The organism is Marinobacter sp. es.048 (assembly GCF_900188435.1).
In the GTDB taxonomy this organism is placed as follows: domain Bacteria; phylum Pseudomonadota; class Gammaproteobacteria; order Pseudomonadales; family Oleiphilaceae; genus Marinobacter.
The window spans coordinates 615,217-640,442 of sequence record NZ_FYFA01000001.1; the positions used below are offsets into that span (position 1 = coordinate 615,217).

Below are 25,226 nucleotides of genomic sequence, written 5' to 3' on the forward strand. Positions count from 1 at the left end.
TGGCGACGAGCGACAGGCCGGTAAAGGATGATTGATCTGATCGCGGACATGACCCTTGCCGAGGGACTGGGCCAGCTTTTTGGCCTGGTGGCCCTGGGATTCTGCATCGCCGGTTTCGCCAACAAGAACGACGACCGGCTGATGGTGTTGCTGATCTCCGCCAATGTTGCCTTTGCCCTGATGTTCGCGTTTTTCGAGAGTTGGACCGCCTCGGCACTGACCGTTCTGGTGATTGTGCGTATTACCCTGGCGCGCAAGTATCAGGGCAACTGGCCCATTATGCTGGGCATGCTGGCGGTGAACCTGGTGGTCGCCTGGGCGACCTGGAAATCGATCACCGATGTGTTCCCCCTTGCCGCTGCGGTTTTCGGCACCGTGGGCATGTTCATGCTCCGGGGCATCCCTTTGCGGATCGTCCTCGGGTTTGCGGCACTGGCCTGGATGCTCAACAACATCGTTATCGGTTCCGTGGGTGGGACCCTGGCAGAAGGCATGGTGCTGGTGACCAACATCATCACCATCATCCGGCTCTATCGGCTGCAGAAGAAGTATCGGGATTTCACTCCCGGGAGCTGAAATGCTTTGCTGGTATGAGCTTTTGGATCTTGAAACTGACTGAAACAACCCAGGGTGGAACCACTTTGGCCAATTCCCGCGCAGCCTGGCCTGAGCTATCTTGATTCCAGACCATCAATTATAAAAAACGGACTGGAATCCGAGAGGACGGACAATGAGTAACCAGCATTTCGATGTACTGATCATCGGCGCCGGCGTTTCCGGCATTGGCATGGCATGCCACCTGAAGCGTGAATGTCCTGGCAAATCGTTTGCCATCCTCGAGCGTCGGCAGTCCCTGGGTGGCACCTGGGATCTGTTCCGTTACCCGGGAATTCGTTCGGATTCGGACATGTTTACCTTCGGCTACAATTTCCGCCCCTGGACCGGCGGCAAGGTGCTGGCGGACGGCGCATCGATCAAGAATTATGTGGCGGAGACTGCCAGGGAACACGACGTTGAGCGCCACATTCGCTTTGGCCTGGCGGTAAAGACGGCGGACTGGTCCGGCGTCGACAATTGCTGGAAGCTCAAGGCCCTGAATGAAGTAACCGGCGAAACCGAGCACTACACCGCCAACCTCATGGTCGGCTGTACCGGCTATTACAATTATGATCAGGGCTACAAACCGGACTTCCCTGGCGAAAGCGATTTCCGTGGCCAGATTGTGCACCCGCAGCACTGGCCGGAGAATCTCGACTACACAGGCAGGAAGGTGGTGGTCATTGGCAGCGGCGCAACCGCGATCACCCTGGTGCCCACCATGGCGGAGAAGGCCGAGCATGTGACCATGCTCCAGCGCTCACCCACCTATCTGATGCCTTTGCCCTCCATAGACAAGGTGACCCTGGCCCTGCAGAAAATATTGCCCGAGAAGACCGCCTACCGGCTGACCCGGGCCCGGAACATTTCCATTTCCCGGTTTCTTTACCGGCGTTCCAGAAAGAGCCCGCAGTTCATGCGTCGGGTGTTCCTGGGCATTATCAAGCGCAAGGTTGGCGACATCGCCGACATGCGCCACTTCACGCCGGATTACAATCCCTGGGACCAGCGCCTGTGTGTGGTGAAAGACGGGGATCTATTCCAGGCCATGAAAGCGGGCAAGGCGGCCATCGCCACCGACCATATTGACCGCTTCACGGAAACCGGCATCCGTCTGAAATCCGGCGAGGAACTGGAAGCGGATATCATCATCCCGGCAACGGGTCTGGATATCCAGATGCTGGGGGGTATCCGGCCGACGGTGGATGGCGAAGAAGTGGTGATGAAAGACAAGGTCATCTACAAGAATGTGATGGTGGAGGGTGTGCCCAATGCTGGCATGATCTTCGGGTACACCAACAGTTCTTGGACCCTGAAGGTGGATATTGCCGCCGAGTACCTTTGCCGGCTGATGAATCTGATGGACAAGCGTGGTTATCGCATCGTGGTGGCCCGGGATACCGAAAACAGTCGAGGCGAAGACACGGTCCTCGGCTCGCTCGACGCTGGCTACATTCGCCGGGCCGCCGATCGCCTGCCCCGTCAGGGCACTCACGGGCCCTGGAAATCGTCTCAGAATTACCTCGAAGATGTGAAAATCCTGAGATTCGAGCCGATCGAGGATGGCTACCTGGAATTCGACGGCAAGCGGACTCGTGCGAGCCACAAGGAATCCGGCGGCTTCCTGAGACCCCTGCGCTCGGCCCTCTTCGGGACCTGATCACTCAAAGGCCGAACGTATGACGTCCCGGTAGTTGCGGATCCGCTGCACGTAGTGCACGGGCTCGTAGCCACGGGCGTATCCGTAACGGGTGCTGGGGTAGTATCGCTTGTCCGCCTTGAGGGGTAAAACCTCGGTCATTTCCTGCCAGGAGTCCGGATTCTTGTTCAAGGTCCGGGCCAGCTCCCGGGCATCCAGCAGGTGGCCCCGGCCGATATTGTAGCTGGCCAGCGCCAGGAAGGTGCGGTCCGGCTCCGGGATGGTCTCGGGCAGTCGCCGGTGTCGATCGGCCAGGTAACGTGCTCCGCCATCAATAGCGGCCTCGGGGTCTAACCGGTTGGTGACACCCAGGGATTTGGCAGTTCGCTGAGTCAGCATCATGATGCCCCGGACGCCGGTGGGGGATCTTGCCGTTGGGTCCCAATGGGACTCCTGGTAAGCCAGGGCGGCTAGCAGGTCTGCGGGCATCCCGGTTTTGGCCTCCGCTTCCCTGAATTTATCGATGAATTTGGGTAGCCGATCCTCAATCCGGCGGTTCAGCGCCCTCAGATCGACAAAATCGAAATCACCAATGTAGGAATAGTATTGGTTCTCCATCAGGCCTATGGCTTCGTCGCCATCCACGCTATTCATCCACTCGTGGGCATCTGAGCCCAGATCCTCTGAACCCCTGGGCAGGTACCAGCCCAGATTCCGGCCCTCTGTAAGCGTCATTGCCACTTCCAGATGCGGGAAGTGCCTGCGCATCACTTGAACAATGTTGGAATCGGCCACGGTACAGCCAACGTCCCTCTCGGCAACATCCGAGAGAATCACTTCGGTGGTGCGATCTGCATCTGCCTGAAACCTGATTTCCGGGTGTTGCTCATTCAGTTTATTGAGGGTTTCGACGTAGCTGGAGCCGGCAGTTACGACAATATCGGTTCCCGGAATGTCCTCGGATTTCCGCGGCATGGGGCGTGCATCGCGATGGCACACCAGTTGTTCGGTAATTTCGGTGTGGGCCGGGCCCCGGGCGAACCGCTCATCGCGGGAGGCCAAGTGGGTCAGCCCGGCTGCCGCCAGGTGAGTGTTGCCAGACTCCAGCGCAGCAAGAACCTCACTGGTGGATTCCAGCAGGCGCCATTCCACCTGCCAGCCACGTTGTTCGGCATAGGCGCTGATCAGCGCATGTTCGGGGCCGACGGGGTTTTCATGGCGGTCCAGGTAATAGGTGGTGGAGCCATTGCGGGTGGCGACTTTCAGTGTCCCGGTCTCTGACGGTGGTTTAAGATCCGTTGTCGTCGGTTGGCTGTTGTCTTCACTGCAACCGGCCAATACAAGCGGCAGGATCAGGAGGCCATGGGCGCACTTCCATCGGGACATAACGAGGAGTTTCCTGTTTTTTCAGAATGACATCTACGTATTAACACGTATCTTCACTAAACCATACTCCTGAATTTCGGAACTGGATCCTCTCCGGGTCATCAGGGTTGGTGAGGAACTCAACTATCCAGCTGGCAGAGAATGTGTCAGGCTGGCCAACCGCTTCCTCATTACCAAAGGCGACCGTTGTATGGCGTCCGGCAGAAAAAGTAGAAAACGCGCGCTCTGGCATCCCGCTTTCTGGGGGGCCTGGACTCTGGTCTTCCTGCTCTGGCTTTTGTCGTTTCTTCCGATGGGGCTCAAGCAGCGTTTTGGTGGATGGCTGGGCAAGCTGCTTTCCAGAAAAATGCGGTCCCGTGCCAGGGTTGCGGACGCTAACCTGGCGGCCTGCATGCCGGAACTCGATCAAGCGACCCGCAGCCAACTGGTGGAGGATGCGTTTGTCGCCTCGGCCCGTGGCGTTCTGGAAAGCGTTCATGCCTGGTGGCGGGATATGACCCCCTACTGCGAGAGTGCCTCGGTACATGGCACCGAGCACCTTGAAGAAGCTAAACGATGCGGCAAGGGTGTGCTGCTGATCGGCGGGCACTACAGTATTTTCGATTTTGCACTGCCTTTGATTGCCTGCAAGCTTGATAAGCCGGGTTACATGTACCGCCCCAACAACAATCCGGTGATCGACCGTATGATCGAACGTGGCCGGCGGCGGCATTTTGGTATCCGCCCCTTCACCAAACGTCAGATCAGACCAATGTTGTCATTCCTGAAAGAAGGGGGGCAGGTCTGGTTTGCCTGTGACCAGGATTTTGGCAAGAAGTCCGAGGTGTTCGTGCCCTTTTTCGGGGTCAGTGCCGGCTGTATTACGTCGCCGAGCTATATTGCCCGGGAATCCGGCGCCGCGGTCATTTGCGTTAGTCATTTGCGAATGCCCGATGGCAGTTACCGGGTCGTGTTCTCTCCGATTCAGGAATCCTTCGGTGAATATCCAGAACAGGACGCCAAAGTCTGGAACCGTTTTATTGAAGCCACCGTTCGTGAGCAGCCCGATCAGTATCTCTGGCTGCACAAGCGATTCAAGAGCAGGCCGAAGGGTGCGGCTGCGATTTACTGATGCGTGTTCATGCGTAACGCCCGTCGCTGTTCTATCCTGAAATTTTAAGTAAACGCTTGGGAGGATACTATGCGCTGCGTTCTCAGACTGGTTCTGGTGGCATCAACCCTGTTGTTCGCCATGCTCACCCATGCCGCAGATGGACTGGTCGCGGTCAAAAGCAGTCACGATGTCAAAGCCACTGCGGACAAACTCGAGTCTGTGCTGAAAGAGAAGGGCATGACGGTCATGGCCCGCGTCAATCATCAGCAGGGCGCGGAAAAAGCCGGGCTGGAGTTGCGTCCGACCGAAGTGGTTATTTTCGGCAACCCCAAAGTCGGTACACCGCTGATGCAGTGCACCCAGAGTGTCGCCATTGATCTGCCCCAGAAGGCCCTGATCTGGGAGGATGCCAACGGTGATGTCTGGCTGGGGTACAACGACCCGCAATACCTCAAGAGCCGCCATGGCATTGAAGGATGCGATGAGGTGCTCGGAAAAGTGAGCGGCGCACTGGGTAATTTTGCCAAAGCGGCAACCCGGTAGATAAAAATGCCACGCGGCTAACGGGAACAGCGGGTCTGATTCACTGGTCGGGTGCCCGGATCTTTTCCAGGCCCCTGGCCAGGGTTGCCCGTGACAGTTCGCCCATGTGGGAATCGATCAGTTCGCCCTGGGCATTGTAGAAAAGCGTTGTTGGCAAGCCATTGCTGCCTACGGCTCGCGCCAGCCGGGCCTGATCGTCCCGGTAAAGGTTGTTCAGGTTCAGGCGGTTTTGCTCAAGAAAGGAACGGATGGTCTCGGGCTGTTCCCGCTGGTTGGCAAACACAAACGCGATATCCGGATAGATCTGCTGGGCTTCTTCCAGCACCGGCATTTCCCGGATGCAGGGTGGGCACCAGGTCGCCCAGAGATTCACCACCAGGGGTTGGCCCGGAGCCAACTGGGACATGTTGATTACTTCACCATTGAGCGAGCGCAGGGTAACGTCCGGCATACCGCGGGCCTGTTGTTCGATCAGTGTAATGGTGCCTGCGGTGCCGGCCCAGAAAAGGGCGCCCGTTAACGCGGCCGTGGCCAGTGGCTTGCGTTGCGATTTCCTGCGCCACATCAGCAAGCCGGTGAAGACGATGGCGCCGATGACACCCCAGAGCGCATCGAAGCCGCCATCCCGGATATCAATGATGCCCAGCAGGTCGTTCCGGTAATGCTCGAAGTAGCTGATCACGAAACCGATTCGGGCGCTCAGCATCGCTACCACAAAGATATCGGCCACCGATCCGGCCACCGGCACCCGATATTTGCGGCCGAGAATCCCTCCAACCAGCAGAGCCAGGCCGAAGGCGATAACCAGGAGCAGGTGGCCGATGGACAGGCTCAATGGACCGATACTGACGCTCATTCCTGTAACTTCCTTATAAATCCGTGTTGGGTTGCGGTGATCAAGACATTCTGACTTGAGGATGTGTGTCAGGTTCCTTCGGATGCTTATTATAATCACCTATGGCTAATTGGCCGGGCCTCTGTTAATGTGCCCGCATCCTGCCTCTAGGGATTCCGCAATTTAAGGCTATAAGCCCGTGCGACCTTTCCATACGACCTGTCAGAGGACGTCACCCCGATAACGGCGCGTGACCGTAGTCGTCTTTTATTCCATGAATGTTCATGGCATCTGCCCGCATTCGCCGAAAACGGTGGTCGTGGAGGCAGAATAATCAAGAGTTGATCCAATATGAGTTTTTCTTCACTCGGTTTGTCCGAGCAGCTGGTCCGTGCCACGTCTGACCAGGGTTATGAAACCCCGTCTCCCATTCAGGCCCAGGCCATTCCCGCTGTGCTTTCTGGCCGGGACGTTATGGCGGCTGCCCAGACCGGTACCGGCAAAACCGCCGGCTTTACCTTGCCCTTGCTGCAGCGTCTGGGTGAAAACCCGCGCACCGGCAAAGGCCCCCGTGCCCTGATTCTGACGCCCACCCGTGAGCTGGCGGCGCAGGTTCATGACAGCGTGAATCTTTACAGCAAATACATTCCCACCAAGGCCGCCGTGGTCTTCGGTGGTGTGAAAATCAATCCGCAGATGATGAAGCTGCGCAAAGGCCTGGACGTGCTGGTGGCAACACCCGGCCGTCTGATGGATCTTTACCAGCAGAACGCTGTGCGCTTCAACGAAGTGGAAATTCTGGTTCTGGACGAAGCCGATCGCATGCTGGACATGGGCTTTATCCGCGACATCCGCAAGATCCTTTCGCTGTTGCCGGCCAAGCGCCAGAACCTGCTGTTCTCCGCCACCTTCTCGAACGAGATCCGGACGCTGGCAGAAGGTCTGCTGGACAACCCGGTTCAGGTTGAAGTCGCGGCTCGAAACACCTCTGCCGAAAACATCAAGCAGTCTGTCTACCCGGTAGATCAGAGCCAGAAAACAGCCCTGTTGAGCAAGCTGGTACGTGATAACAGCTGGGATCAGGTGCTGGTTTTCACCCGCACCAAGCATGGTGCCAACCGCCTGACCCAGAAGCTGGAGAAGGACGGTATTACCGCCGCTGCCATCCATGGCAACAAGTCACAGGGTGCCCGTACCCGCGCGCTGGCGGATTTTAAAGCTGGCGAAGTACGTGTTCTGGTGGCGACTGATATCGCCGCCCGTGGTCTGGACATCAAGCAGCTGCCCCAGGTGGTGAACTTCGAACTGCCCAACGTGCCGGAAGATTACGTGCACCGTATCGGCCGTACCGGCCGTGCCGGTGAAAGTGGTCACGCCCTGTCACTGGTGAGCGCCGATGAAGGCAGGATGCTGGCCGGCATCGAAAGGCTGATCAAAAAGCAGCTGCCGCGCAGGGAAGTGGAAGGTTTCGAGCCGACCAACAACCTGCCGCTGAAACCGAAAGCCAAGGCCGACCCCAGCCGCGCCCGTAACCGCAATGGTAACGGCGGCGGCACTGGTCGTCCCGGCGGAAAGCCGAAGAGCTTCGGCGCCAAGCCGGGTGGTCGCAGCGGTGGCCGTAGCCAGAATGGCAGTGGCCAGCGGAGCCGTCCGGCTCAGCGCCAGAGTGCCTGAAGGCTGATTGGCAGTTATCAGAAACGGAGCTTCGGCTCCGTTTTTCTGTTTCTGGTGCCCTGACTTTTTGACGGTGGATGCTCTAGTATTCAGGGTCTGAAACCAGTCCGGCCAGGATATTCCAACCTATGCATCAATCCAGCTCTTTACGGGCACAGTTGGGCTTGAGCCGACCAACACGGTCCATGGCCGATGGTCAGTTTGTGCTCGCTCTGGTTGTCGGTTGTCTGATTGGTGTCATGCTCACTGTGCTTGCGGGCGGCAGTGGCTGGCAGGACGCAGACCTGTTGTCGATTCTTTCGCTGGTACTCTGGGCGCCGATTATCGAGGAGCTGGCGTTTCGTGGGGTGGTGCAGGGCTGGCTGTCGGGTACCTCTATCGGTAAACGCGGTTTTGCTGGTCTGTCATGGGCAAATTTCATCGCGGCGTTCCTGTTTACCGGTTGGCATCTGGTTTACCGAACCGATCTTATTGCCTGGCTGGTGTTCTTGCCTGCTCTGGTGTTTGGTTATTTTCGGGACCGGCACGACTCGCTGCTGCCCTGTGTGATTTTGCACGCGGCCTACAACGCTGCCCTGTTGCCGGGTTGGTATCTGGTTTCCTGAGCGTCATCAAAAAACCCCGGCCTGAATTCAGTGCCGGGGTTTTCGTTATTGCCGTTGGGTTTTATGACTTGGCTGTGACCTTCCTTACGGTCAGGCCACCAATGGCCAGCGCAGTCAGAAGGAACAGAGTCGGGTCAAACGGAGCACCCGGGCTGTAGCTGCAGCCGAAGACGGTACCGCCACCGCTGCTGCTGGTTGCGGTTGGGGTGTCGCCGTCATCACCGCTATCATCGTCGGGTATTTCAATGACTGAAGACTGGCGGAACATGGCATGAGTGCCCCCATCCCGGTTTTCATTCCAGGCCACGAACATGTTGTTGCCGGCCGGCGTCATCCGGATCTGGGACTCGAAGGCTTCGACACCCTCAGCCTCACCGGCGAACCGCACGACCGGGGTCACATAGGCGCCCTTGTCTTCTGCCCGAGCGGCATAGAGGTCCAACTCCTCGGCCTGAACATCACTCCATTCAGAAACGTTGGTCTGAGTACCCCAGGCAATGTAGAACCGGGTCTTGTCCTGGCACTCCTCCGGGTTGGTCGGACATGCATTTGTGTTGGTGCCTGGTGTCGCAACCAGGCGCGGCTCCCGCACGTTGATGGTGGTGTCGGTGATGTTGCTCAGATTGTCTGGAGCAGACCAGGTCCCGGCCGCCGCATCGTAGTGACGGAGGTAGAAGTTGTAGTTCTTGGTGTTGGTGTACAGCAGCTCCGCCAGCACCGATGTGTAGGTGTAGCCAATGTAGAAATCGTCGCCGCGCAGCTGGGCACGGTGTGCAATGGCGTTCTCCGCATTATTGAAGCTGGTTACATCGGAGAGTGTGGAAGTGGCGACGTCCGCATTGCTGGTCGCCTGGGCTTCCTCGGTCCGGCTGCTGACATTCAGCGCAGGCTCGTGGCTCAAGCCGCGTGCCTCCAGGTAATCCGAGGTTGCACAGGTTGCGTCGACGGCTGGGGTCATCTCGGCGGTTGAGAAGCCATTACCATCGGTTACGCCGTTCGCGTTCACAATGCCGGTGCGCAGCATGATGTCGGACGGTCCACCCTGAGTCTCGTCACCCTCTTTCCAGAAAATACCCAGACGTAGACCACTCGCTGCTCCGGGTTCCTTCTGGGGCACGAAACGAACACGGCGGGCGTTCTGCAGCGGATCACTGATAATACAGCCTATGGCTTCGTCTGCAGTGTTCGGTTCAGACGTCGACCCTGCCGGTGCGTTCCAGTCGAAGGTGTGGTAGCGGACAAACTTGCCCTCATCGAGGCCGCCAGAGCCTTTGGTTTCCTCATAGGCCACGATGACCTGGGGGACACCGGTTGCAGGGGCATCATCGACAGGGGCACCATCGAGCGAGCCATACTGAAGCGCGATGTTGGCACGCGAGGCGCCAGCGATGCCGCTTTCGATCTCTACTCCTTCTAGATTCTCGATATTTTCGCCAGTAGCGTTCCGAATGATGCCAAAGTTTCCGGAGGCGGTCTGACCGTTATAGTTATCGGTGATACGAACCGGCTCAGACCAGATTTGATTCCCCTCTGCAACTTCGTCCTGATCCGCCCAACCTTTATTGGCATAGCTGTACCAGATATCGGTACCCGAGCTGACGTTGGCACCGGAGGCGCCGTCACCGGGGCCCTCTGCCTCGCCGAGCTGGAGACCGCGGGGATCTTCCTGCCAGGTAATGGCCCATTCGCCGGTTCCCTGACCACGGTGAGCGTCCTGTTTGGCATCCCGCTCGCCGGAAGACAGGCGAACCGGGTCTGACCACGTCTTGCCGGCATCAAGGCTCGTTACGGTGTAGGTACAGCTGAAGGGGATTTCGCGGTTGCCCAGAGTCAGGTAGGTGACACTCCGCTGGGCCTCGCTGTCGCAGTACTTATCCACCCAGGACACAACAACCCGCGAGCCGGCGTTGAAGATGTTGGGTTTGTCGGAGTCGCCATAAAAAGGCAGTTCTTGCCGGGTCCCATCAGGATCATCGTTAATCTCATAACCATCCCAGTCAGTACTGATGGAGGTTTTACTGGCGGTTTCGGAGATATTGACCGCGTCGCTCCAATTGGATTCGACGGTGCAATCGAGGCCTGCTTCACAATACCGGGCAAAAATATCCCGGGCTGGCCGCTCCGCCTGGGCTTTGACGTCGTAAACGGTGTTGCCCTCCGGGTTCAGATAATCCCCGTAAACAGCAACCAGCCGTCCGCTGGTCATCCGCACCAGTTTGGTTTTATTGGCGCCGCCATTGGCGCTCAGCTGAACAGTGTCACCAAAGCTCAGCCCTGTCGCTCCCCAGGCCATTCCTGATGTGCCCATCGTGGTGATCAGTGCGCTGGCAAGAAGTGTTTTTTTCATCGTTTGAACTCCCGTACCCTAATTGAGATTGCCCAAGGACTGCTTGCAATCAATAATATTTCATTATCAGGTTAAAACTTTTTTACACAATTAAACTACCATTTGCGGCTCTATCTGAGCAGTATTTGACGAGCATCAAGATCCGAATTTTGTCTGTGTATCAGTCTGATTAATCAGGCAAATCCAAGAGGAAACTATGAAAGTACTCCCCCAAAACGGCCTTTGCCTGCGGCGGTATGTCGCACTTCTGGTGATTTTTTTAACGGCGTGTGGTGGTGACAGCGATAACTCCGCTGATGCTGCGATTGATGGTGCGGATTCGACGCCGGAGGCGGGATTTGATTTCGAGGATGAGGAAGCCTTGCCGGAGTTAACGGCCCAGATTGAGCACTGGAGTCCGACCGGCGTTTTCCTGGCGGCGGCGGATTGTGGCCAGTGCCATACTGCCAGTCAGCCCGGTGACAGCCCCGCCGTGCTGCGGTCGCCAGATATTCCGGTCTCGGCGAATGAGCCTTCTCCTCAGGGTGAGGACATCAGCCCCTTTGCAGACTGGAAAAGTACTGTGATGGCGAACGCCTTCACGGATCCTTATTTCCGGGCGAACATGATGCATGAGGCGGAGACATTTCCCCATCTGGCAGGTTTCATTGAGGATAAATGCCTGACCTGTCATAGCCCGATGGCCAGAACTCATGCCCATCAGGCGCATACCTCTGAGGAGCCCCTTCTGGTTTTTGATCAGAGTTGTCTGCTGAGCGACGGCTGTTACCGGGTGGATCAGGCTCTGGAAGACCCCCATGCCCGAGAGGGTGTCAGTTGTACCGCCTGCCACCAGATAACCGATTCCGTCATGGATGGGAATGCCTACCCCGACGGCGTTCATTCCGGGGATTATGAGATCCCTGCAGAGGGTGATCCGGGGGCCTTCACGATCCATGGGCCTTACCAGAACCCCCAGGGACAGGCGATGTGGAATCAGGTCGGTTTTACACCGGCTTTTAGTCAGCATATGTCGGACTCCCGGCACTGCGCGACCTGCCATGAATTGTATACCCCGACCATCGAGATGGAGACGGATCAGCCCAACGGCGAGGATTTCCCCGAACAGACGCCCTACACAGAATGGGCCAACGGTGATTTCGGGCCCAATGGCAGCAACACACGGTCCTGTCAGCAGTGCCATATGGCGCGGGAAGAGATCAGTGAGGACTTCCTGACCCGTCTGGCGGTAAGGCCGAGCGGGTCGGTAAACGCCAATTGGCCCGAGAGGCAGCCTTACTCGCCTCATGTCATGCTTGGCGGTAATACCTGGTTGCTCGAAACCCTGGAGCTGTTCAGAGAGGAGCTCGGTCGCGGCAATATCAATGAGGCAGGGGAATTCGCGGCTACGGCAGAGTTGACGCGGGAGTTCCTTAAAACGGCCGCATCGTTATCAATAACCGGACAGACATTCGGGGCCGGCGAGTTGGCCTTTGATTTGACCATTCAGAACGAAAGCGGTCACAAACTGCCCACCAGTTTCCCCTCCCGGAGAATGTGGGTCGGAACCCGGATTACCGATGCCAGCGGCAACGTCGTGTTTACCAGCGGGCTCCCGGATGAGTCTTATCGTTTGCCAATGGATGCGGTGTTTACTTCGGAAGCCTGTCTGGCCGCGAAGAAGACCTCCGATTTTGATTCCTCGGTCTGCTATCAGCCTCATATGAGAGAAGTGGTCTCTGAACAGGATGTACCGGTCTACGAGGCTGTATTGGGCTCAACGACCGGGGAAATCACCCATATTCTGCTCTATGCAGCCAACTACCTGAAGGATAATCGGATCCCGCCCCGGGGATTTGATGTTGCGTCGGTGCCCGTGGATGTCCGTCCAGTCGGTTTGAATGGCGACGATGATTTCAACGCCGATGACGCAGGTCAGGACACGATTCGTTACCGGATTCCGATTCGGGCCGATGCGGCATTGCCGTTACAGGTGGAAACGACCCTTTACTATCAGTCTATCCGTCCCACGTTTACTGACGGTTTGCACGGTGAACACGAGTGGGTTGACGAGTTCCAGACGATTGCGAGGCTGAATCCACCGCCCGCCGAGGTGATGGCCGAGCTCAGCTTCGAAGTTCAGTAGGATCTGACGGCAGGCTCAGGGAAGAGCTGTTCAAGGACTGGGGTTATACATATAAAAAGGCGGGGCCGGAGAAGCCCCGCATAGGAAAACGCACCTTCCGCCAGCCAACAGACCGTGGCGACTGGCGGAGGCACGGGGATCAGAACTTGTAGGTGAAACCTACCATGTAGACCATGGGGTCGATTTCGACTTCAAACTCGTCTGTCTGGGCGAGGTAGTTGCCTGCACCGTCATAGACCTTAACGGTGGCGTCAGTATTGATGTCCGCCCACCAGATTGCCGCGTTCAGGCCGAAGTTTTCGCTAAGCATGTAGTCCATGCCCAGTTCAAGAGCGACCCCGACGCTGTCATCTAGCTCAAGTTCGCTAGAGGCAACACCCAGTGCACCATTCAGGTTGTCTGTGGTTTTTTCTTCAAAGAAGGTGGTGTAATTAACGCCAATGCCAGCATACGGCTGAAAGGCTGCCGAACTGTGCATAGGGAAATACTGAAAGGTGATTGTTGGCGGAAGATGTTTGGTTTCGCCAAGTTTTACGTCACTTGAGATGTCGCCGCCACCGTTAATGTCGTGCTTGAAAGGCGTCGCACCAAGGACACCGATACCGACGTGGTTGGCAACCATGTATGTAGCACGGATACCCAATTGGGAGTTGGCATCGACAGTTACCTTCGAGTCAACACCCGGGCCCAGAAGTGGAGCTCCACCAACAGTGATTGAATCACTTGAATCGTCCGGTGCTACATGAGCAACGCCAGCGCGAAGCACGAAATCACCGGCTTCAAATGCCTGAACAGCGGGAGCAGCAGCCATAACCGCCGCAGCCAGAACACCAAGTTTGAATGTACGGGACATATCCATCTCCTTAACCTGAATCGTTGATGACTGCAGATTAATGACATCGGGAAATGGAAACTTGATTTAGCGCAAGAATGTCCGGGCAGGTGAGCGCGTTTGATCAGCGGATTGATTCAACTCAAAAAAACTGACGGTGATTCGATTGCTGCGGTTATTGCGAATAGTCAGGCCGAGTTCTTTTTGCGGACTGGCAGGCTCTCGTCCGGCACAAACACGTCCCGGATGGACAGGGCCTGGCCATCGGCGTCCTGGACTTCTACCGTGTGAATCGGGCGTCCCGTGGCGCGGTCGCGCAGGTCCAGCGGGGCCTCGTCCGGCGCAGGGTTCCATTTATCCCCCCACTGACGAAGGGCGATAACCACCGGGAAAAGATCCCGGCCTTTTTCGGTCAGGCGGTATTCGAAGCGTGACCCATGCTCGCCCACATCAACTTTGCGCAGTACCTTATTATCCACCAGCCGAGCCAGGCGATCACACAGGATATTCTTGGCAATGCCCAGTTCCTGCTGGAAATCCACGAACCTGCGGGTGCCATACATGGCGTGCAGCACAATCAGGAGGGACCACCAGTCACCCACTTCATTGAGGGCGCGGGCGACGGAACAGCTGGAGTCATCAAAACGTTTTCTGGCCATGACCGGAGTGTACCGAATAGGGTTGCATTTTAAAACCAGATTTAATAGGGTTGCTTGACGAAACCAAATTAGTGAGGTTGCACACTACCATGAGCATGAATCTTGGCCCGCTTTTCGAACCGTTTGAACTTCACAACCTCAAACTGCGAAACCGAGTGGCTATGGCGCCCATGACCCGTAACTTCTCGCCGGATGGTGTTCCGGGGGAGGACGTGGTGTCCTATTACCGTCGCCGGGCCGAGGCGGGTGTTGGCCTGATCATCACCGAAGGCACAACCGTTAATCACCCGGCCGCCAATGGTTATCCAAACGTTCCGGCGTTTCACGGGGCCGAGGCTCTTGAAGGCTGGAAACACGTTGTTGACGCCGTGCACGAGGCCGGTGGCGCGATTTTCCCGCAGCTCTGGCACGTGGGTTCCGTCAGGAAAGAGGGTACACCGCCGGACCCGTCGGTTCCCGGCTACAGTCCTTCCGGCCTGTTCGCTCCGGGCAAGCCCAATGGCAAGGCCATGAGCAAAGAAGATATCGAGGACGTTGTCACCGCTTTTGCTGATGCAGCCCAGGATGCCAAGGCCCTCGGTTTTGACGGTGTCGAGATCCATGGCGCTCATGGTTACCTGCTGGACCAGTTCCTGTGGGAAGGCACCAACCAGCGCGATGATGAATACGGCGGCAGTCTGGAAAACCGCCTGCGTTGCGTGGTGGAAATCGTTGAAGCGGTGCGTCACCGGGTTGGCCCGGACTTCCCGATCATGCTCAGATTCTCCCAGTGGAAGCAGCAGGATTACGAAGCCAAACTGGTTAGTAGCCCTGAGGAACTCGAACGATTCCTGAAGCCGCTGGTAGAAGCCGGTGTGGACATTTTCCATGCTTCCACCCGCCGTTTCTGGGAGCCAGAGTTTGAAGGCTCGGATCTGAATCTCGCAGGCTGGACCCAGAAGCTGTCCGGCAAGCCGACCATGTCCGTGGGCAGTGTAGGGCTGACGGAAGACTTTATCAGCGGCACCTTTGCCAGCAAGCAGGAAGCAGTTGAGAAAGCCGGCATCGATGAGCTGGTGGAGCGGATGAATAGCCACGAGTTCGAGCTGATCGCCGTTGGCCGGGCCCTTTTGCAGGATCCCGAGTGGCTGATCAAGGTGAAAGAGGGCCGCCTGAACGAGGTAGAGTCCTTCGCCAAGAAGTCCCTCGCCAAACTTTATTGATTTTCCCCTTCGATCGGACGATCGAAACCTGCCGCAGCGTCTTCGGGCCTGCGGCTTTTTTTGTACCCCGAAACCTGTCGTCTTCGTAATCGCGTCTGAACAGAGGCACGTTATGATGGGTGAAATTCACCCTAGTATGAGGGATCAGTATGTCGATGATTGGTTCAGTTAAAACGCTGTGTGTGGCCCTGGTGATGGCAGCCATGGTGGGCTGTGCGACCGTCGGTAAAGACTTCGCTACCCACAATGTGGACCAGATCCAGATTGGCGAAACCACGCGGGCCGATATCCAGGAGATGTTTGGCGAGCCGTGGCGCACCGGAATCGAGGATGGCAAACGCACCTGGACTTACGGCAAGTACAAGTGGTCTGCCTTCGGTGATGCGGAAACCACCGACCTGGTGGTGCGGTTCAACCAGGACGGAACCGTATCGTCCTACGTGTACAACACCACCGAATAACTTCGCAAGTAAACAGGCGCGGGGCTGCCTTCAGCCCCGCAAGCCTCCTACCAGCTTATCGATGCTGTCCTTGGCATCGCCGAACAGCATCCGCGCGTTGTCCTTGAAGAACAGCGGGTTCTCAACGCCGGAATAACCGGTGGCCATGCCCCGCTTGAGGATAACCACCTGGTGGGCCTTCCAGACCTCCAGCACCGGCATGCCGGCAATCGGGCTGCCCGGGTCTTCAGCCGCCGCCGGGTTCACCGTGTCGTTGGCACCGATGACCAGCACCACGTCGGTATCCGGGAAGTCGTCGTTGATCTCGTCCATTTCCAGCACGATGTCATAAGGGACATGGGCTTCTGCCAGCAGCACGTTCATATGCCCCGGCAGTCGACCAGCCACCGGATGGATGCCGAAACGCACGTTTACGCCCCGATCCCGAAGTAGCTTGGTCATCTCGCTGACGCCATTCTGAGCCTGGGCCACTGCCATGCCGTAACCGGGCACGATGATGACCGACTGGGCGTTGCGCAGCTCTTCACAGACATCATCGACACTGGATTCGTGCACCGTCTGGTCGGCATCCGCGACCGCCGAGCTGCTGCTGGTCTGGCCGAAGCCACCAAGGATCACGCTGATGAATGACCGGTTCATGGCCTTGCACATGATGTAGCTGAGAATGGCACCGCTACTGCCCACCAGGGCACCAACGACAATCAGCAGATCATTGCCCAGCATGAAGCCGATGGAAGCGGCTGCCCATCCGGAGTAACTGTTCAGCATGGACACCACCACCGGCATGTCGGCACCGCCGATGGCCATGATCAGGTGAATGCCGAGGACCGAAGCAATGATGGTCATCAGGATCAGGGCAACAATACCCAGGGCCATGCTTTCAGTGCCGAGGAACCACGCTCCGAGCAGGACGCACACAATGATCGCTGCCAGGTTCATCAGATGCCGGCCCGGCAGGGTCAGGGCCTTGCTGTCGATGCGACCATCGAGTTTGCCGCAGGCCACCAGTGAACCGGTGAAGGTAATGGCACCTATGAAGATACCTACGAAGACTTCCACCAGTTTGATGGTGTGCTCGGCTCCGGAGGTTTCAATCAGCGGCTCGATGTAGCCTGAAAAGCCGACAAACACGGCTGCCGCGCCCACAAAACTGTGAAGCAGGGCCACCAGTTGCGGCATCTGGGTCATTTCCACTTTGTTGGCGATGGCAATGCCGATGCCGGCACCCAGCAACACGGCAACCACGATCGAGACGATGCCGCCATCAACGCTGGCCAGGGTGGCTCCCACCGCGATGATAATGCCGGCGACCCCGTAGAGATTACCGCGCCGTGCCGATTCCTGGTGGCTGAGGCCACCGAGACTCAGAATAAACAAGATACTTGCGACCACGTAGGCCACGCTCACCAGTCCTGTGCTCATATCGGGCGCCTCCTACTTGCGGAACATTTTGAGCATGCGATGGGTGACCCGAAAGCCACCGCCCACGTTGATGCTGGCTATCAGCACCGCGACAAAGGCCATGATGCCGACGGCTATATTCTCCGCCTGGGCCAGATGCAGAATGGCACCGATCACAATGATGCCGCTGATGGCGTTGGTAACGCTCATCAGGGGCGTATGCAGGGAAGGGGTGACATTCCAGATCACCTGCCAACCGATAAAGCAGGCCAGCACGAACACGGTGAAGTTTTGCAGGAAGCTCTCTGGCGCGTGGGCGCCGACTCCGTAGAGTGCCAGGGCCGTAACCACCAGAAGAACGCCTTTACCGATCAGGCTGCGGCGGTCTGCGTCTTTCTTGGCGGCGGCTTTTGCTTCGGCTGACGGCTCCTCGGTGCCCGGTGCGGGTTTGGGACTGACCGGCGATTCCGGTTTTGGTGGTGGCCAGGTGATGTCTTCCTCGTGCACCACCGTCAAGCCACGGATGACCTCGTCTTCCATATTGACGAGCGGCGTGCCGTCTTTCTCAGGTGTCAGCTCGGTGAGCAGATGCACCAGGTTTGTGGCGTACAGATCACTCGCCACCTTGGCCATCCGGCTGGGTAGATCGGTATAACCGATCAGGGTAACGCCATGATGATGAGCCACCTTGCCGGGTTCGGTGAGTTCGCAGTTACCGCCCCGCTCGGAAGCCAGATCGACAATCACGCTACCGGGCTTCATGGATTTCACCATGGCAGCGGTGATCAGTTTTGGTGCCGGTTTACCGGGAATCAGGGCGGTAGTGATGATGATATCCACTTCTTCCGCCTGCTCCGCAAACAGCGCCATCTCCGCCTTGATGAACTCGTCGCTCATCTGTTTGGCGTAACCGCCGCTGCCGCTGCCATCCTCGTCATCGAAGTCCAGAACCAGGAACTCCGCCCCCATGCTCTCGACCTGTTCTTTCACCTCCAGACGCGTATCGAAAGCCCGAACGATGGCGCCCATGCTGTTGGCGGCGCCAATGGCCGCGAGGCCCGCCACCCCGGCACCGATCACCATGATTTTTGCGGGTGGGACTTTGCCTGCGGCTGTGACCTGCCCGGTAAAGAAACGCCCGAAGTGATTCGCGGCCTCGATCACCGCCCGATAGCCGGCAATGTTGGCCATGGCACTCAGGGCGTCCATCTTCTGGGCGCGGCTGATGCGGGGCAGGCTATCGATGGCGAAAGACGTGATCTTTCTGGCAGCCAGCTTTTCGAGCAGTTCCGGACTCTGGGCCGGCCAGATATAGCTGACCAAAAATGCCCCTTCCTTCATCAGATCTGCTTCATGTTTGCCCAGTGCCGGATTCTCCATGGGCGCCCGGACCTTCAGGATAAAGTCGGCTTCTTTCCAGAGAGAGCCGGTGTCGGCTGCGATGGCGGCGCCCACCTTTTCATAGGCGGCATCGGAGTAGTTCGCCGCCTCGCCGGCGCCGCCTTCGACGACTACCTCGTAGCCAAGCCCGATTAATTTATGAACAGAGGGTGGCGTGGCGGCCACCCGCCTCTCGTCCTCAAAGATTTCCTTGGGGATACCGATTTTCATTATTGGTTTGCCTCCGGATTTCCCGATTAATCACTTGTTCTGGTTATTTACATACTAGTGCAGGTTGCCAGATCTGCCCGAAAAGGGTAAATCAGCTCGGCCGAAGCGCGAGACGTTCGATCTCTGTCTGGGACAGGTGATCAAGCATCGCTCCCCTGAACTGCCGGTTGATGAAGTGCTCGGTTTCGGTCTGGATGGTTTCCCGCTGCGCAGGTTTCTCTATGTAATCCATGGCCCGGAACAGGATGTAGCGGATGGTCATGCGGGAGATTTCATGAATGGTCTCGGGTGGCACAGCGCTTACCAGCTGCCGCTCGATAATATCTTCGGCCATTTCCCGGGTGCTGGCTGCAAGCTGGGATTCCAGCGCCCGGCGCAGCATCGGGGAAGGGCCGTGGAGTTCCCGGACGGCCACGGTGGTGGCTGCCGGATTGGCCAGGAAATAGCGGTACACAAACGCCACCGTGTCCCGAGAGGCCTGCTCGGAAGAATTCGCCATCTGCCGCAAATCCCGGACGCCAGCTTTCATCTCTTCGGCAATGTAACCCAGTACCGTCAGACCGAATTCATCCAGGCTCTTGAAGTGCCGGTAAAACGTATTCGGATTCAGCCCCGCTTCCCGGGCAAGTTCCCGCAGTCCCAGCGACGTCAGGCTCCGGGTTTCGGTAATCAGCCGAAGCGCAGCCTGGATGAGCTTCAGTTTTCCGCCGGTTATTGCGTTCATCTTTTCCTCTGTTTTGGAGGTAGGGCCATGTTGGCAGGCGTTCCGAAAACCGCTGCAAGTACGTCCCTGTGCGCTTGCTCTCCGCCATCCTTGGCTCCGAGCATTTTCGGAACACCTGCCAACATGGCCCCCGGACATTGGAACAAGCCTGCCGCCGGGGCCAAGTATCAGTCAACGTAGGCCATTTGCTGCTTCGTTGGTATGCAGCTGTCTACCCACCTGTGTATACATGTGTCTACCGGCCATGATGACCCGCCGGACAACAACAGACAAGGCCAGGCAGGCCAACGCAGGAGTGCAGCAATGACACAGAACACACAGATCGCCATCATCGGCACCGGCTTCTCCGGCCTGGGCATGGCCATCAAACTCAAGGAAGCCGGTTACAACGACTTCGTGATCCTGGAGCAGAGCGACGACATTGGCGGCACCTGGCACCAGAACCACTACCCCGGGTGTGCCTGTGATGTGCAGTCGGCGCTCTACTCCTTCTCCTTCGAACAGAACCCGAACTGGAGCCGGATGTATGCCCAGCAGCATGAGATCAAGGCCTACCTGAAGCACTGCGCCGAGAAATACGGGCTGATCGAGCATATCCGGCTAAACACCTATGTGGCCGGGGCGCGATTTGACGAGAACCACCAGCGGTGGACCCTTGAAACCTGCGATAGCCCGGCGCTGTGGGCTTACATGCAGGAGAACGGAGTGAAACCGGGTGAACGGTTGGATCGCACCGATAAAAGACTGCCGGAGTTCAGCTTGTTGACGGTGGACGTCCTGGTGTCCGGGATGGGGGGATTGAGCACGCCGGCCTATCCGGAGATCAAGGGGATTGAATCCTTCACTGGCAAACGTTTCCACTCCCAGGACTGGGACCATGACTACGATCTGCGCGGCAAGCGGGTGGCGGTGATCGGCACCGGTGCTTCGGCCATCCAGTTTGTTCCGGAGGTGGCGAAGCAGGCTGCAAGGCTGGACCTTTACCAGCGCACGCCGCCCTGGATTATGCCCAAGCCGGATCGGGCCATCCGGCCGCTGGAAAAGCGGCTGTTCCGGATGTTCCCGCAAACACTCAATGCCTTCCGGCAGAGTATTTACTGGTCGCTCGAGGCGCGGGTGCTGGGCTTTGTGGGTAACCCCCGTATTCTGAAGCTGGGTGAACTGCAGGCCCGCCGGCATATTCGCAGCCAGATTCCGGACAAGGCGCTGCGCAAAAAGGTCACCCCGGATTTTCATTTCGGCTGCAAGCGGGTGCTGATCTCCAACAACTACTATCCGGCGCTGGCACAGGATCATGTGGACGTTGTGACCGAGGGCATCCGTGAGGTCCAGGGCAACACCGTGATCGACGGCCAGGGCAACGAGCGGCAGGTGGATTGCATCATCTACGGCACCGGTTTCAGGGCCCAGGACCCGATTCCCGCGGGCATGATCTTTGGGCGACATGGTCAGGATTTGCTGGATGCCTGGAAGGACGGCGCCGAAGCCTACAAAGGCACCACCCTCAGTGGCTTCCCGAATTTCTTAATGCTGATGGGACCGAACACCGGCCTCGGCCACAGCTCCATGGTGTATATGATTGAAAGTCAGATCCAGTATGTGCTGGATGCCCTCCAACAGATGCACCGGCAGCAATGGAGCAGCATGGAAGTGAAGCCGGACGCCCAGAGCCGCTACAACGCATCCATTCACGCGAAACTGGGCGACTCCGTGTGGCAAACCGGTTGTAAGAGTTGGTACGTCAACGAAAACGGCAAGAACACGACGCTATGGCCGGGCTTTACCTGGCAATTTCGGCATCAGACACGGCGCTTCGACGCAGAGCAGTACCTTTGTAAAGGCACCAGTGACAGTGTTGCAGGAGTCGATCCTGCCATGGCCCTCTAGGATCGGATCAGCGGGGGCATTCAGCCGGCTTTTAACGGTGGATAAGTTGCGTTTTGGCCCGGATGGCCAATACTTAAGGCAACGGTCTTGCCGCTCTCGGCCAAGGATGTCCCCCAATGAAGCTGTTTCACTGCGGCCGATGCGCCAACCTGCTGTATTTCGAAAACAGCTGCTGTACCAGTTGCGGAGCAAGCCTTGGCTTCGCGCCGGATGTTATGGATCTGGTGGCGATCGACCCGAAGGGTAACGATACCTGGGAAGAGGTCACCGCTGGCGATCAATACCGTCTATGTAGCAACTACCAGAACCAGGGCGCCTGCAACTGGCTGGTGCCCGTCTCTGATTCACACGTCTTCTGTGTTGCCTGCCGTCTTAATCGCACCATTCCCGATCTGAGCACCTTCCAGAACCATGATCTGTGGGTGCGGCTGGAAAAAGAGAAACGTCGCCTGGTCTACTCACTGCTGCGCCTCAAGCTACCTTGCGAGCCCCGGCAGGAAGACCAATACGGCCTGAACTTCGATTTTCTGGCCGACCAGCCGGCCATGTTTGATGAACGCGCGAAGGTAAAAACCGGCCACGCCAATGGCGTGATCACCATGAACATTGCCGAGGCAGACCCGGTGGAACGGGAGCGGATGCGCAGCCAGATGGCCGAGCCCTATCGCACTGTTTTGGGGCACTTCCGTCACGAATCGGGCCATTATTACTGGGATCTTCTGGTCCGGTCCGGGCCATGGCTTGGGCCGGTTCGGGAGATGTTTGGTGACGACACCAGGGACTACAGACAGGCCATGGACCAGCATTACCAGTATGGCCCGCCCGGTGACTGGCAGAGCTGGTACATCAGCGCCTATGCCAGCAGCCATGCCTGGGAAGATTGGGCCGAGACCTGGGCACATTACCTGCATATGGTGGATACATTAGAGACTGCCTGGCAGTTCGGGATGCGGGTGAACGCCCGGCAGCGCCCGGTAATGAATAGCGAACCAGACCCTGCGTTTGATCCCTACCAGGCCGACGATTTCGATGCACTGATCAAGCACTGGTTACCCCTGACGCTTGCGCTCAACAGCCTTAACCGAAGCATGGGGCATGACGATGCCTACCCCTTCGTGCTTGCGGCTCCCGTGGTGGAGAAGCTCCGCCTGGTACACCGAATAGCTCACGGTGGTTAATGAAAGGACCCCAAATGAAAAAGAACAAATCGATTGATTGGAAAAACTACGATCCCAATGACTTCTTCGATGAACTGATTGCCGCCAAGGGCAAACCCCGGCCTGCGGCCACGGCTATTACCGACTACCTAGGCAACCTTGGTTCCGAAGAGATCCAGGCGCGCCAGCAGGCTGCCGAACTGGCGATACTGGAGATGGGGATCAGCTTTACCATCTACAGTGAGGGCGAAAATATCGACCGGGCCTGGCCCTTCGACATCATTCCCCGGGTGATCTCGCTTAGGGAGTGGGAAACCATTGAGCAGGGCCTGGCGCAGCGGCTGACGGCCCTCAACATGTTCATCAACGATATCTACAACGACCAGAACATCGTCAAGGACAAGGTGATCCCCAAGTACGTGTTCGCCAACTCCAAGAACTTCCGCGAGCAGTGTCGTGGATTTACGCCGCCATTGGGGGTCTGGGCACACATCTGCGGATCGGACCTGGTGCGGGATAAAGACGGTACCGTGTATGTCCTTGAGGACAACTTGAGGGTTCCCTCGGGTGTCTCCTACATGCTGGAAAACCGGCAGCTGACCAAACGGGTGTTCCCGGAGCTGTTCGGCAACACCAATATCCTGCCGGTGGATGACTACACCAACCAGCTGTTCGACATGCTGGCGTCAATTTCGCCCCGGCCACAGGACCACCCGAAAATTGCGGTGCTGACGCCGGGCATTTTCAACTCCGCCTATTTTGAGCATTCCTTCCTGGCTCAGCGCATGGGCGCCGAGCTGGTAGAGGGGGCCGACCTGGTGGTTGGCGAGGACGACTTTGTCTACATGCGCACCGTCGAGGGGCTTGAGAGGGTGGATGTGATCTATCGCCGCATTGATGACGATTTCCTGGATCCGGAAGAGTTTCGCGCCGATTCGACTCTGGGCGTACCGGGACTGATGCGGGCCTGGCGCAACGGCAAGGTTGGCCTGGCCAATGCGCCAGGTGCCGGCGTTGCCGACGACAAGGTCATCTACGCGTTCGTTCCGGACATGATCCGTTACTACCTGGATGAGGAGCCCATCATCCCGAACGTGCCCACCTGGATGTGTGTGAACAAGCAGGACCAGGAGTATGTGCTTGAACATCTTGATGAACTGGTCGTCAAACCGGCGAACGAGTCCGGGGGCTACGGCATGCTGGTTGGGCCGCATTCCACCAAGAAGCAGCGCGCCGAGTTTGCCCGGCTGATCAAGAAGAACCCGCGCAACTACATCGCCCAACCCACATTGAGCCTGTCTGTGGCTCCCACCCTTTGCGATGAGGGCCTGGCGCCCCGACACCTGGATCTGCGGCCCTTCGTGCTGCAGGGCGTGAGAACCTATGTCACGGCCGGCGGGCTGACACGAGTGGCGATGCGAAAAGGCTCCCTGGTGGTGAATTCTTCCCAGGGCGGTGGAAGCAAGGATACCTGGATCGTGGACGAGGAGAATTGATGTGCTTTCACGTGTAGCGGAACGACTGTACTGGATGGCCAGATATCTTGAGCGGGCCGAGAACAACGCCCGGATGATCATGGCCTTTAATTCCCTGGCGCTGGATATGCCCCGGGAAACCCAACTGTCCTGGAAGGGGCTGGTGGCGGTGACGGGCATGGGCGCATTGTTCGACCAGCACCACCAACGGGCCGATGAGCGAAATTGCGTGAAGTTTCTGGTGGCCGACGGCTACAACTCGAGTTCCATAGCTTCCTGCATCAAGGCCGCCCGCGAGAATGTCCGAACCACCCGGGACCAGGTTCCGACCGACGCCTGGGAGGTGATCAACGAGCTTTACCGGTACATTCTTGAGCATGTAGATCAGGGCGTTGGTAAACGGGCGAGGTACGAATTCCTCAACGAAATCGTGGGTCGCTGCCAGATGCTCAATGGCTTGCTGGCCGGGTGTATGAGCCACGATGCCGGGTACGATTTTATCCGGGTCGGGCGCAACCTGGAGCGGGCGGACATGGCCACGCGGCAGATTGAAGTCGGCGCTTTGCAGTTCCTCGATGGCTGGGATGGCACCGAAACCTACGGCGGGTTGTTGTGGACCAGTGTCCTGCGTTATCAGAGTGCCTTCCAGATGTACCGTCACAACGTGCGGCGCAAGGTCAGCGGGCCTCTGGTTATTCGCTTCCTGCTGCAGAACGAGCCGTTCCCTCGATCGGTACTGCACAGCCTCAGCGAAGTGGCCGGGGCTCTCGGCCGCCTGCCAAGGAACGAGATACCGTTACGCACCGCGTTGCAGGCGGTACGTCACACCCGGGAGGGCGACGTGGATGCGCTGATCCGCAAGGAAGACGTGATCCTGTTCCTGGAAAAACTGCAGTTGGAAATCGGTGAGCTTCACGACGATATTGCAGAGACCTGGTTTCCTGTCTACGAGACAGCCTGAAACTCCCAATTT

Annotated in this window: 21 protein-coding genes; 13 read left to right on the top strand and 8 right to left on the bottom strand. The window is 57.8% G+C overall.

Going from position 1 to position 25,226, the window contains the following annotated elements; all coding sequences use genetic code 11:
- Positions 1-27: 27 nt before the first annotated feature.
- Positions 28-576 (top strand): YgjV family protein, encoded by a 549-nt coding sequence (locus CFT65_RS02860; protein WP_088826519.1) that lies wholly within the window; start codon positions 28-30, stop codon positions 574-576.
- Between the two features lie 154 nt (positions 577-730).
- Positions 731-2,257 (top strand): flavin-containing monooxygenase, encoded by a 1,527-nt coding sequence (locus tag CFT65_RS02865; RefSeq protein WP_088826520.1) that lies wholly within the window; start codon positions 731-733, stop codon positions 2,255-2,257.
- On the opposite strand, the gene mltF is transcribed toward CFT65_RS02865, so the two are convergent.
- Positions 2,258-3,622: a membrane-bound lytic murein transglycosylase MltF gene (gene mltF, locus CFT65_RS02870; RefSeq protein WP_088826521.1), complete on the bottom strand. Its 1,365-nt coding sequence runs from the start codon at positions 3,620-3,622 to the stop codon at positions 2,258-2,260.
- A gap of 190 nt (positions 3,623-3,812) precedes the next feature.
- On the opposite strand from mltF, the gene CFT65_RS02875 reads away from it, so the two are divergent.
- Both CFT65_RS02875 and CFT65_RS02880 read left to right on the top strand, forming a co-directional pair.
- The gene (locus CFT65_RS02875) at positions 3,813-4,733 is read left to right on the top strand and encodes a lysophospholipid acyltransferase family protein (protein ID WP_088826522.1); all 921 of its coding nucleotides are present in this window, start codon (positions 3,813-3,815) and stop codon (positions 4,731-4,733) included.
- Between the two features lie 69 nt (positions 4,734-4,802).
- Positions 4,803-5,258: a DUF302 domain-containing protein gene (locus CFT65_RS02880; protein WP_088826523.1), complete on the top strand. Its 456-nt coding sequence runs from the start codon at positions 4,803-4,805 to the stop codon at positions 5,256-5,258.
- Between the two features lie 40 nt (positions 5,259-5,298).
- Here CFT65_RS02880 and CFT65_RS02885 read toward each other — a convergent pair whose 3' ends face one another.
- Complete coding sequence (locus CFT65_RS02885) at positions 5,299-6,114, bottom strand: TlpA disulfide reductase family protein (RefSeq protein ID WP_088826524.1); 816 nt, start codon at positions 6,112-6,114, stop codon at positions 5,299-5,301.
- Positions 6,115-6,444: 330 nt separating this feature from the next.
- Here CFT65_RS02885 and CFT65_RS02890 point away from each other — a divergent pair, with 330 nt between their 5' ends.
- A complete protein-coding gene (locus CFT65_RS02890; RefSeq protein WP_088826525.1) occupies positions 6,445-7,767 on the top strand; it encodes a DEAD/DEAH box helicase in 1,323 nt (440 codons plus the stop codon).
- A gap of 128 nt (positions 7,768-7,895) precedes the next feature.
- Positions 7,896-8,372: a JDVT-CTERM system glutamic-type intramembrane protease MrtJ gene (gene mrtJ, locus CFT65_RS02895; protein WP_228705770.1), complete on the top strand. Its 477-nt coding sequence runs from the start codon at positions 7,896-7,898 to the stop codon at positions 8,370-8,372.
- A gap of 61 nt (positions 8,373-8,433) precedes the next feature.
- Here mrtJ and CFT65_RS02900 read toward each other — a convergent pair whose 3' ends face one another.
- On the bottom strand, positions 8,434-10,719 hold the full coding sequence (locus tag CFT65_RS02900; RefSeq protein ID WP_088826527.1) for a choice-of-anchor O protein: 2,286 nt from the start codon (positions 10,717-10,719) through the stop codon (positions 8,434-8,436).
- Between the two features lie 196 nt (positions 10,720-10,915).
- Here CFT65_RS02900 and CFT65_RS02905 point away from each other — a divergent pair, with 196 nt between their 5' ends.
- The gene (locus CFT65_RS02905) at positions 10,916-12,844 is read left to right on the top strand and encodes a hypothetical protein (protein ID WP_088826528.1); all 1,929 of its coding nucleotides are present in this window, start codon (positions 10,916-10,918) and stop codon (positions 12,842-12,844) included.
- Positions 12,845-12,983: 139 nt separating this feature from the next.
- Here the strand turns inward: CFT65_RS02905 and CFT65_RS02910 are convergent, their stop codons facing one another.
- Both CFT65_RS02910 and CFT65_RS02915 read right to left on the bottom strand, forming a co-directional pair.
- The gene (locus tag CFT65_RS02910) at positions 12,984-13,697 is read right to left on the bottom strand and encodes an OmpW/AlkL family protein (RefSeq protein WP_088826529.1); all 714 of its coding nucleotides are present in this window, start codon (positions 13,695-13,697) and stop codon (positions 12,984-12,986) included.
- A 167-nt stretch (positions 13,698-13,864) separates the two neighbouring features.
- Complete coding sequence (locus CFT65_RS02915) at positions 13,865-14,335, bottom strand: winged helix-turn-helix transcriptional regulator (RefSeq protein ID WP_088826530.1); 471 nt, start codon at positions 14,333-14,335, stop codon at positions 13,865-13,867.
- An 89-nt stretch (positions 14,336-14,424) separates the two neighbouring features.
- Between CFT65_RS02915 and CFT65_RS02920 the strand changes: the two genes are divergently transcribed.
- Both CFT65_RS02920 and bamE read left to right on the top strand, forming a co-directional pair.
- Positions 14,425-15,537 (top strand): NADH:flavin oxidoreductase, encoded by a 1,113-nt coding sequence (locus CFT65_RS02920; protein ID WP_088826531.1) that lies wholly within the window; start codon positions 14,425-14,427, stop codon positions 15,535-15,537.
- Positions 15,538-15,692: 155 nt separating this feature from the next.
- Positions 15,693-15,998: an outer membrane protein assembly factor BamE domain-containing protein gene (gene bamE, locus CFT65_RS02925; protein WP_088826532.1), complete on the top strand. Its 306-nt coding sequence runs from the start codon at positions 15,693-15,695 to the stop codon at positions 15,996-15,998.
- Between the two features lie 30 nt (positions 15,999-16,028).
- Here the strand turns inward: bamE and pntB are convergent, their stop codons facing one another.
- From pntB to CFT65_RS02940, 3 genes are all read right to left on the bottom strand, one after another.
- Positions 16,029-17,420, bottom strand: a complete 1,392-nt coding sequence (gene pntB, locus CFT65_RS02930; RefSeq protein ID WP_088826533.1) for a Re/Si-specific NAD(P)(+) transhydrogenase subunit beta — start codon at positions 17,418-17,420, stop codon at positions 16,029-16,031.
- Positions 17,421-17,432: 12 nt separating this feature from the next.
- Positions 17,433-19,010: a Re/Si-specific NAD(P)(+) transhydrogenase subunit alpha gene (locus CFT65_RS02935; RefSeq protein ID WP_088826534.1), complete on the bottom strand. Its 1,578-nt coding sequence runs from the start codon at positions 19,008-19,010 to the stop codon at positions 17,433-17,435.
- Positions 19,011-19,101: 91 nt separating this feature from the next.
- A complete protein-coding gene (locus CFT65_RS02940) occupies positions 19,102-19,734 on the bottom strand; it encodes a TetR family transcriptional regulator (RefSeq protein WP_088826535.1) in 633 nt (210 codons plus the stop codon).
- Between the two features lie 303 nt (positions 19,735-20,037).
- On the opposite strand from CFT65_RS02940, the gene CFT65_RS02945 reads away from it, so the two are divergent.
- The 4 genes from CFT65_RS02945 (at position 20,038) to CFT65_RS02960 (ending at position 25,214) form a co-directional block, all read left to right on the top strand.
- The gene (locus tag CFT65_RS02945) at positions 20,038-21,621 is read left to right on the top strand and encodes a flavin-containing monooxygenase (protein WP_088826536.1); all 1,584 of its coding nucleotides are present in this window, start codon (positions 20,038-20,040) and stop codon (positions 21,619-21,621) included.
- Between the two features lie 116 nt (positions 21,622-21,737).
- On the top strand, positions 21,738-22,799 hold the full coding sequence (locus tag CFT65_RS02950) for a zinc-binding metallopeptidase family protein (protein WP_088826537.1): 1,062 nt from the start codon (positions 21,738-21,740) through the stop codon (positions 22,797-22,799).
- A gap of 14 nt (positions 22,800-22,813) precedes the next feature.
- Entirely contained in the window at positions 22,814-24,274 is a 1,461-nt protein-coding gene (locus CFT65_RS02955) for a circularly permuted type 2 ATP-grasp protein (protein ID WP_088826538.1), read from the top strand.
- 1 nt (position 24,275) lies between these two features.
- The gene (locus tag CFT65_RS02960; protein WP_088826539.1) at positions 24,276-25,214 is read left to right on the top strand and encodes an alpha-E domain-containing protein; all 939 of its coding nucleotides are present in this window, start codon (positions 24,276-24,278) and stop codon (positions 25,212-25,214) included.
- The last annotated feature ends 12 nt before the right edge of the window (positions 25,215-25,226 follow it).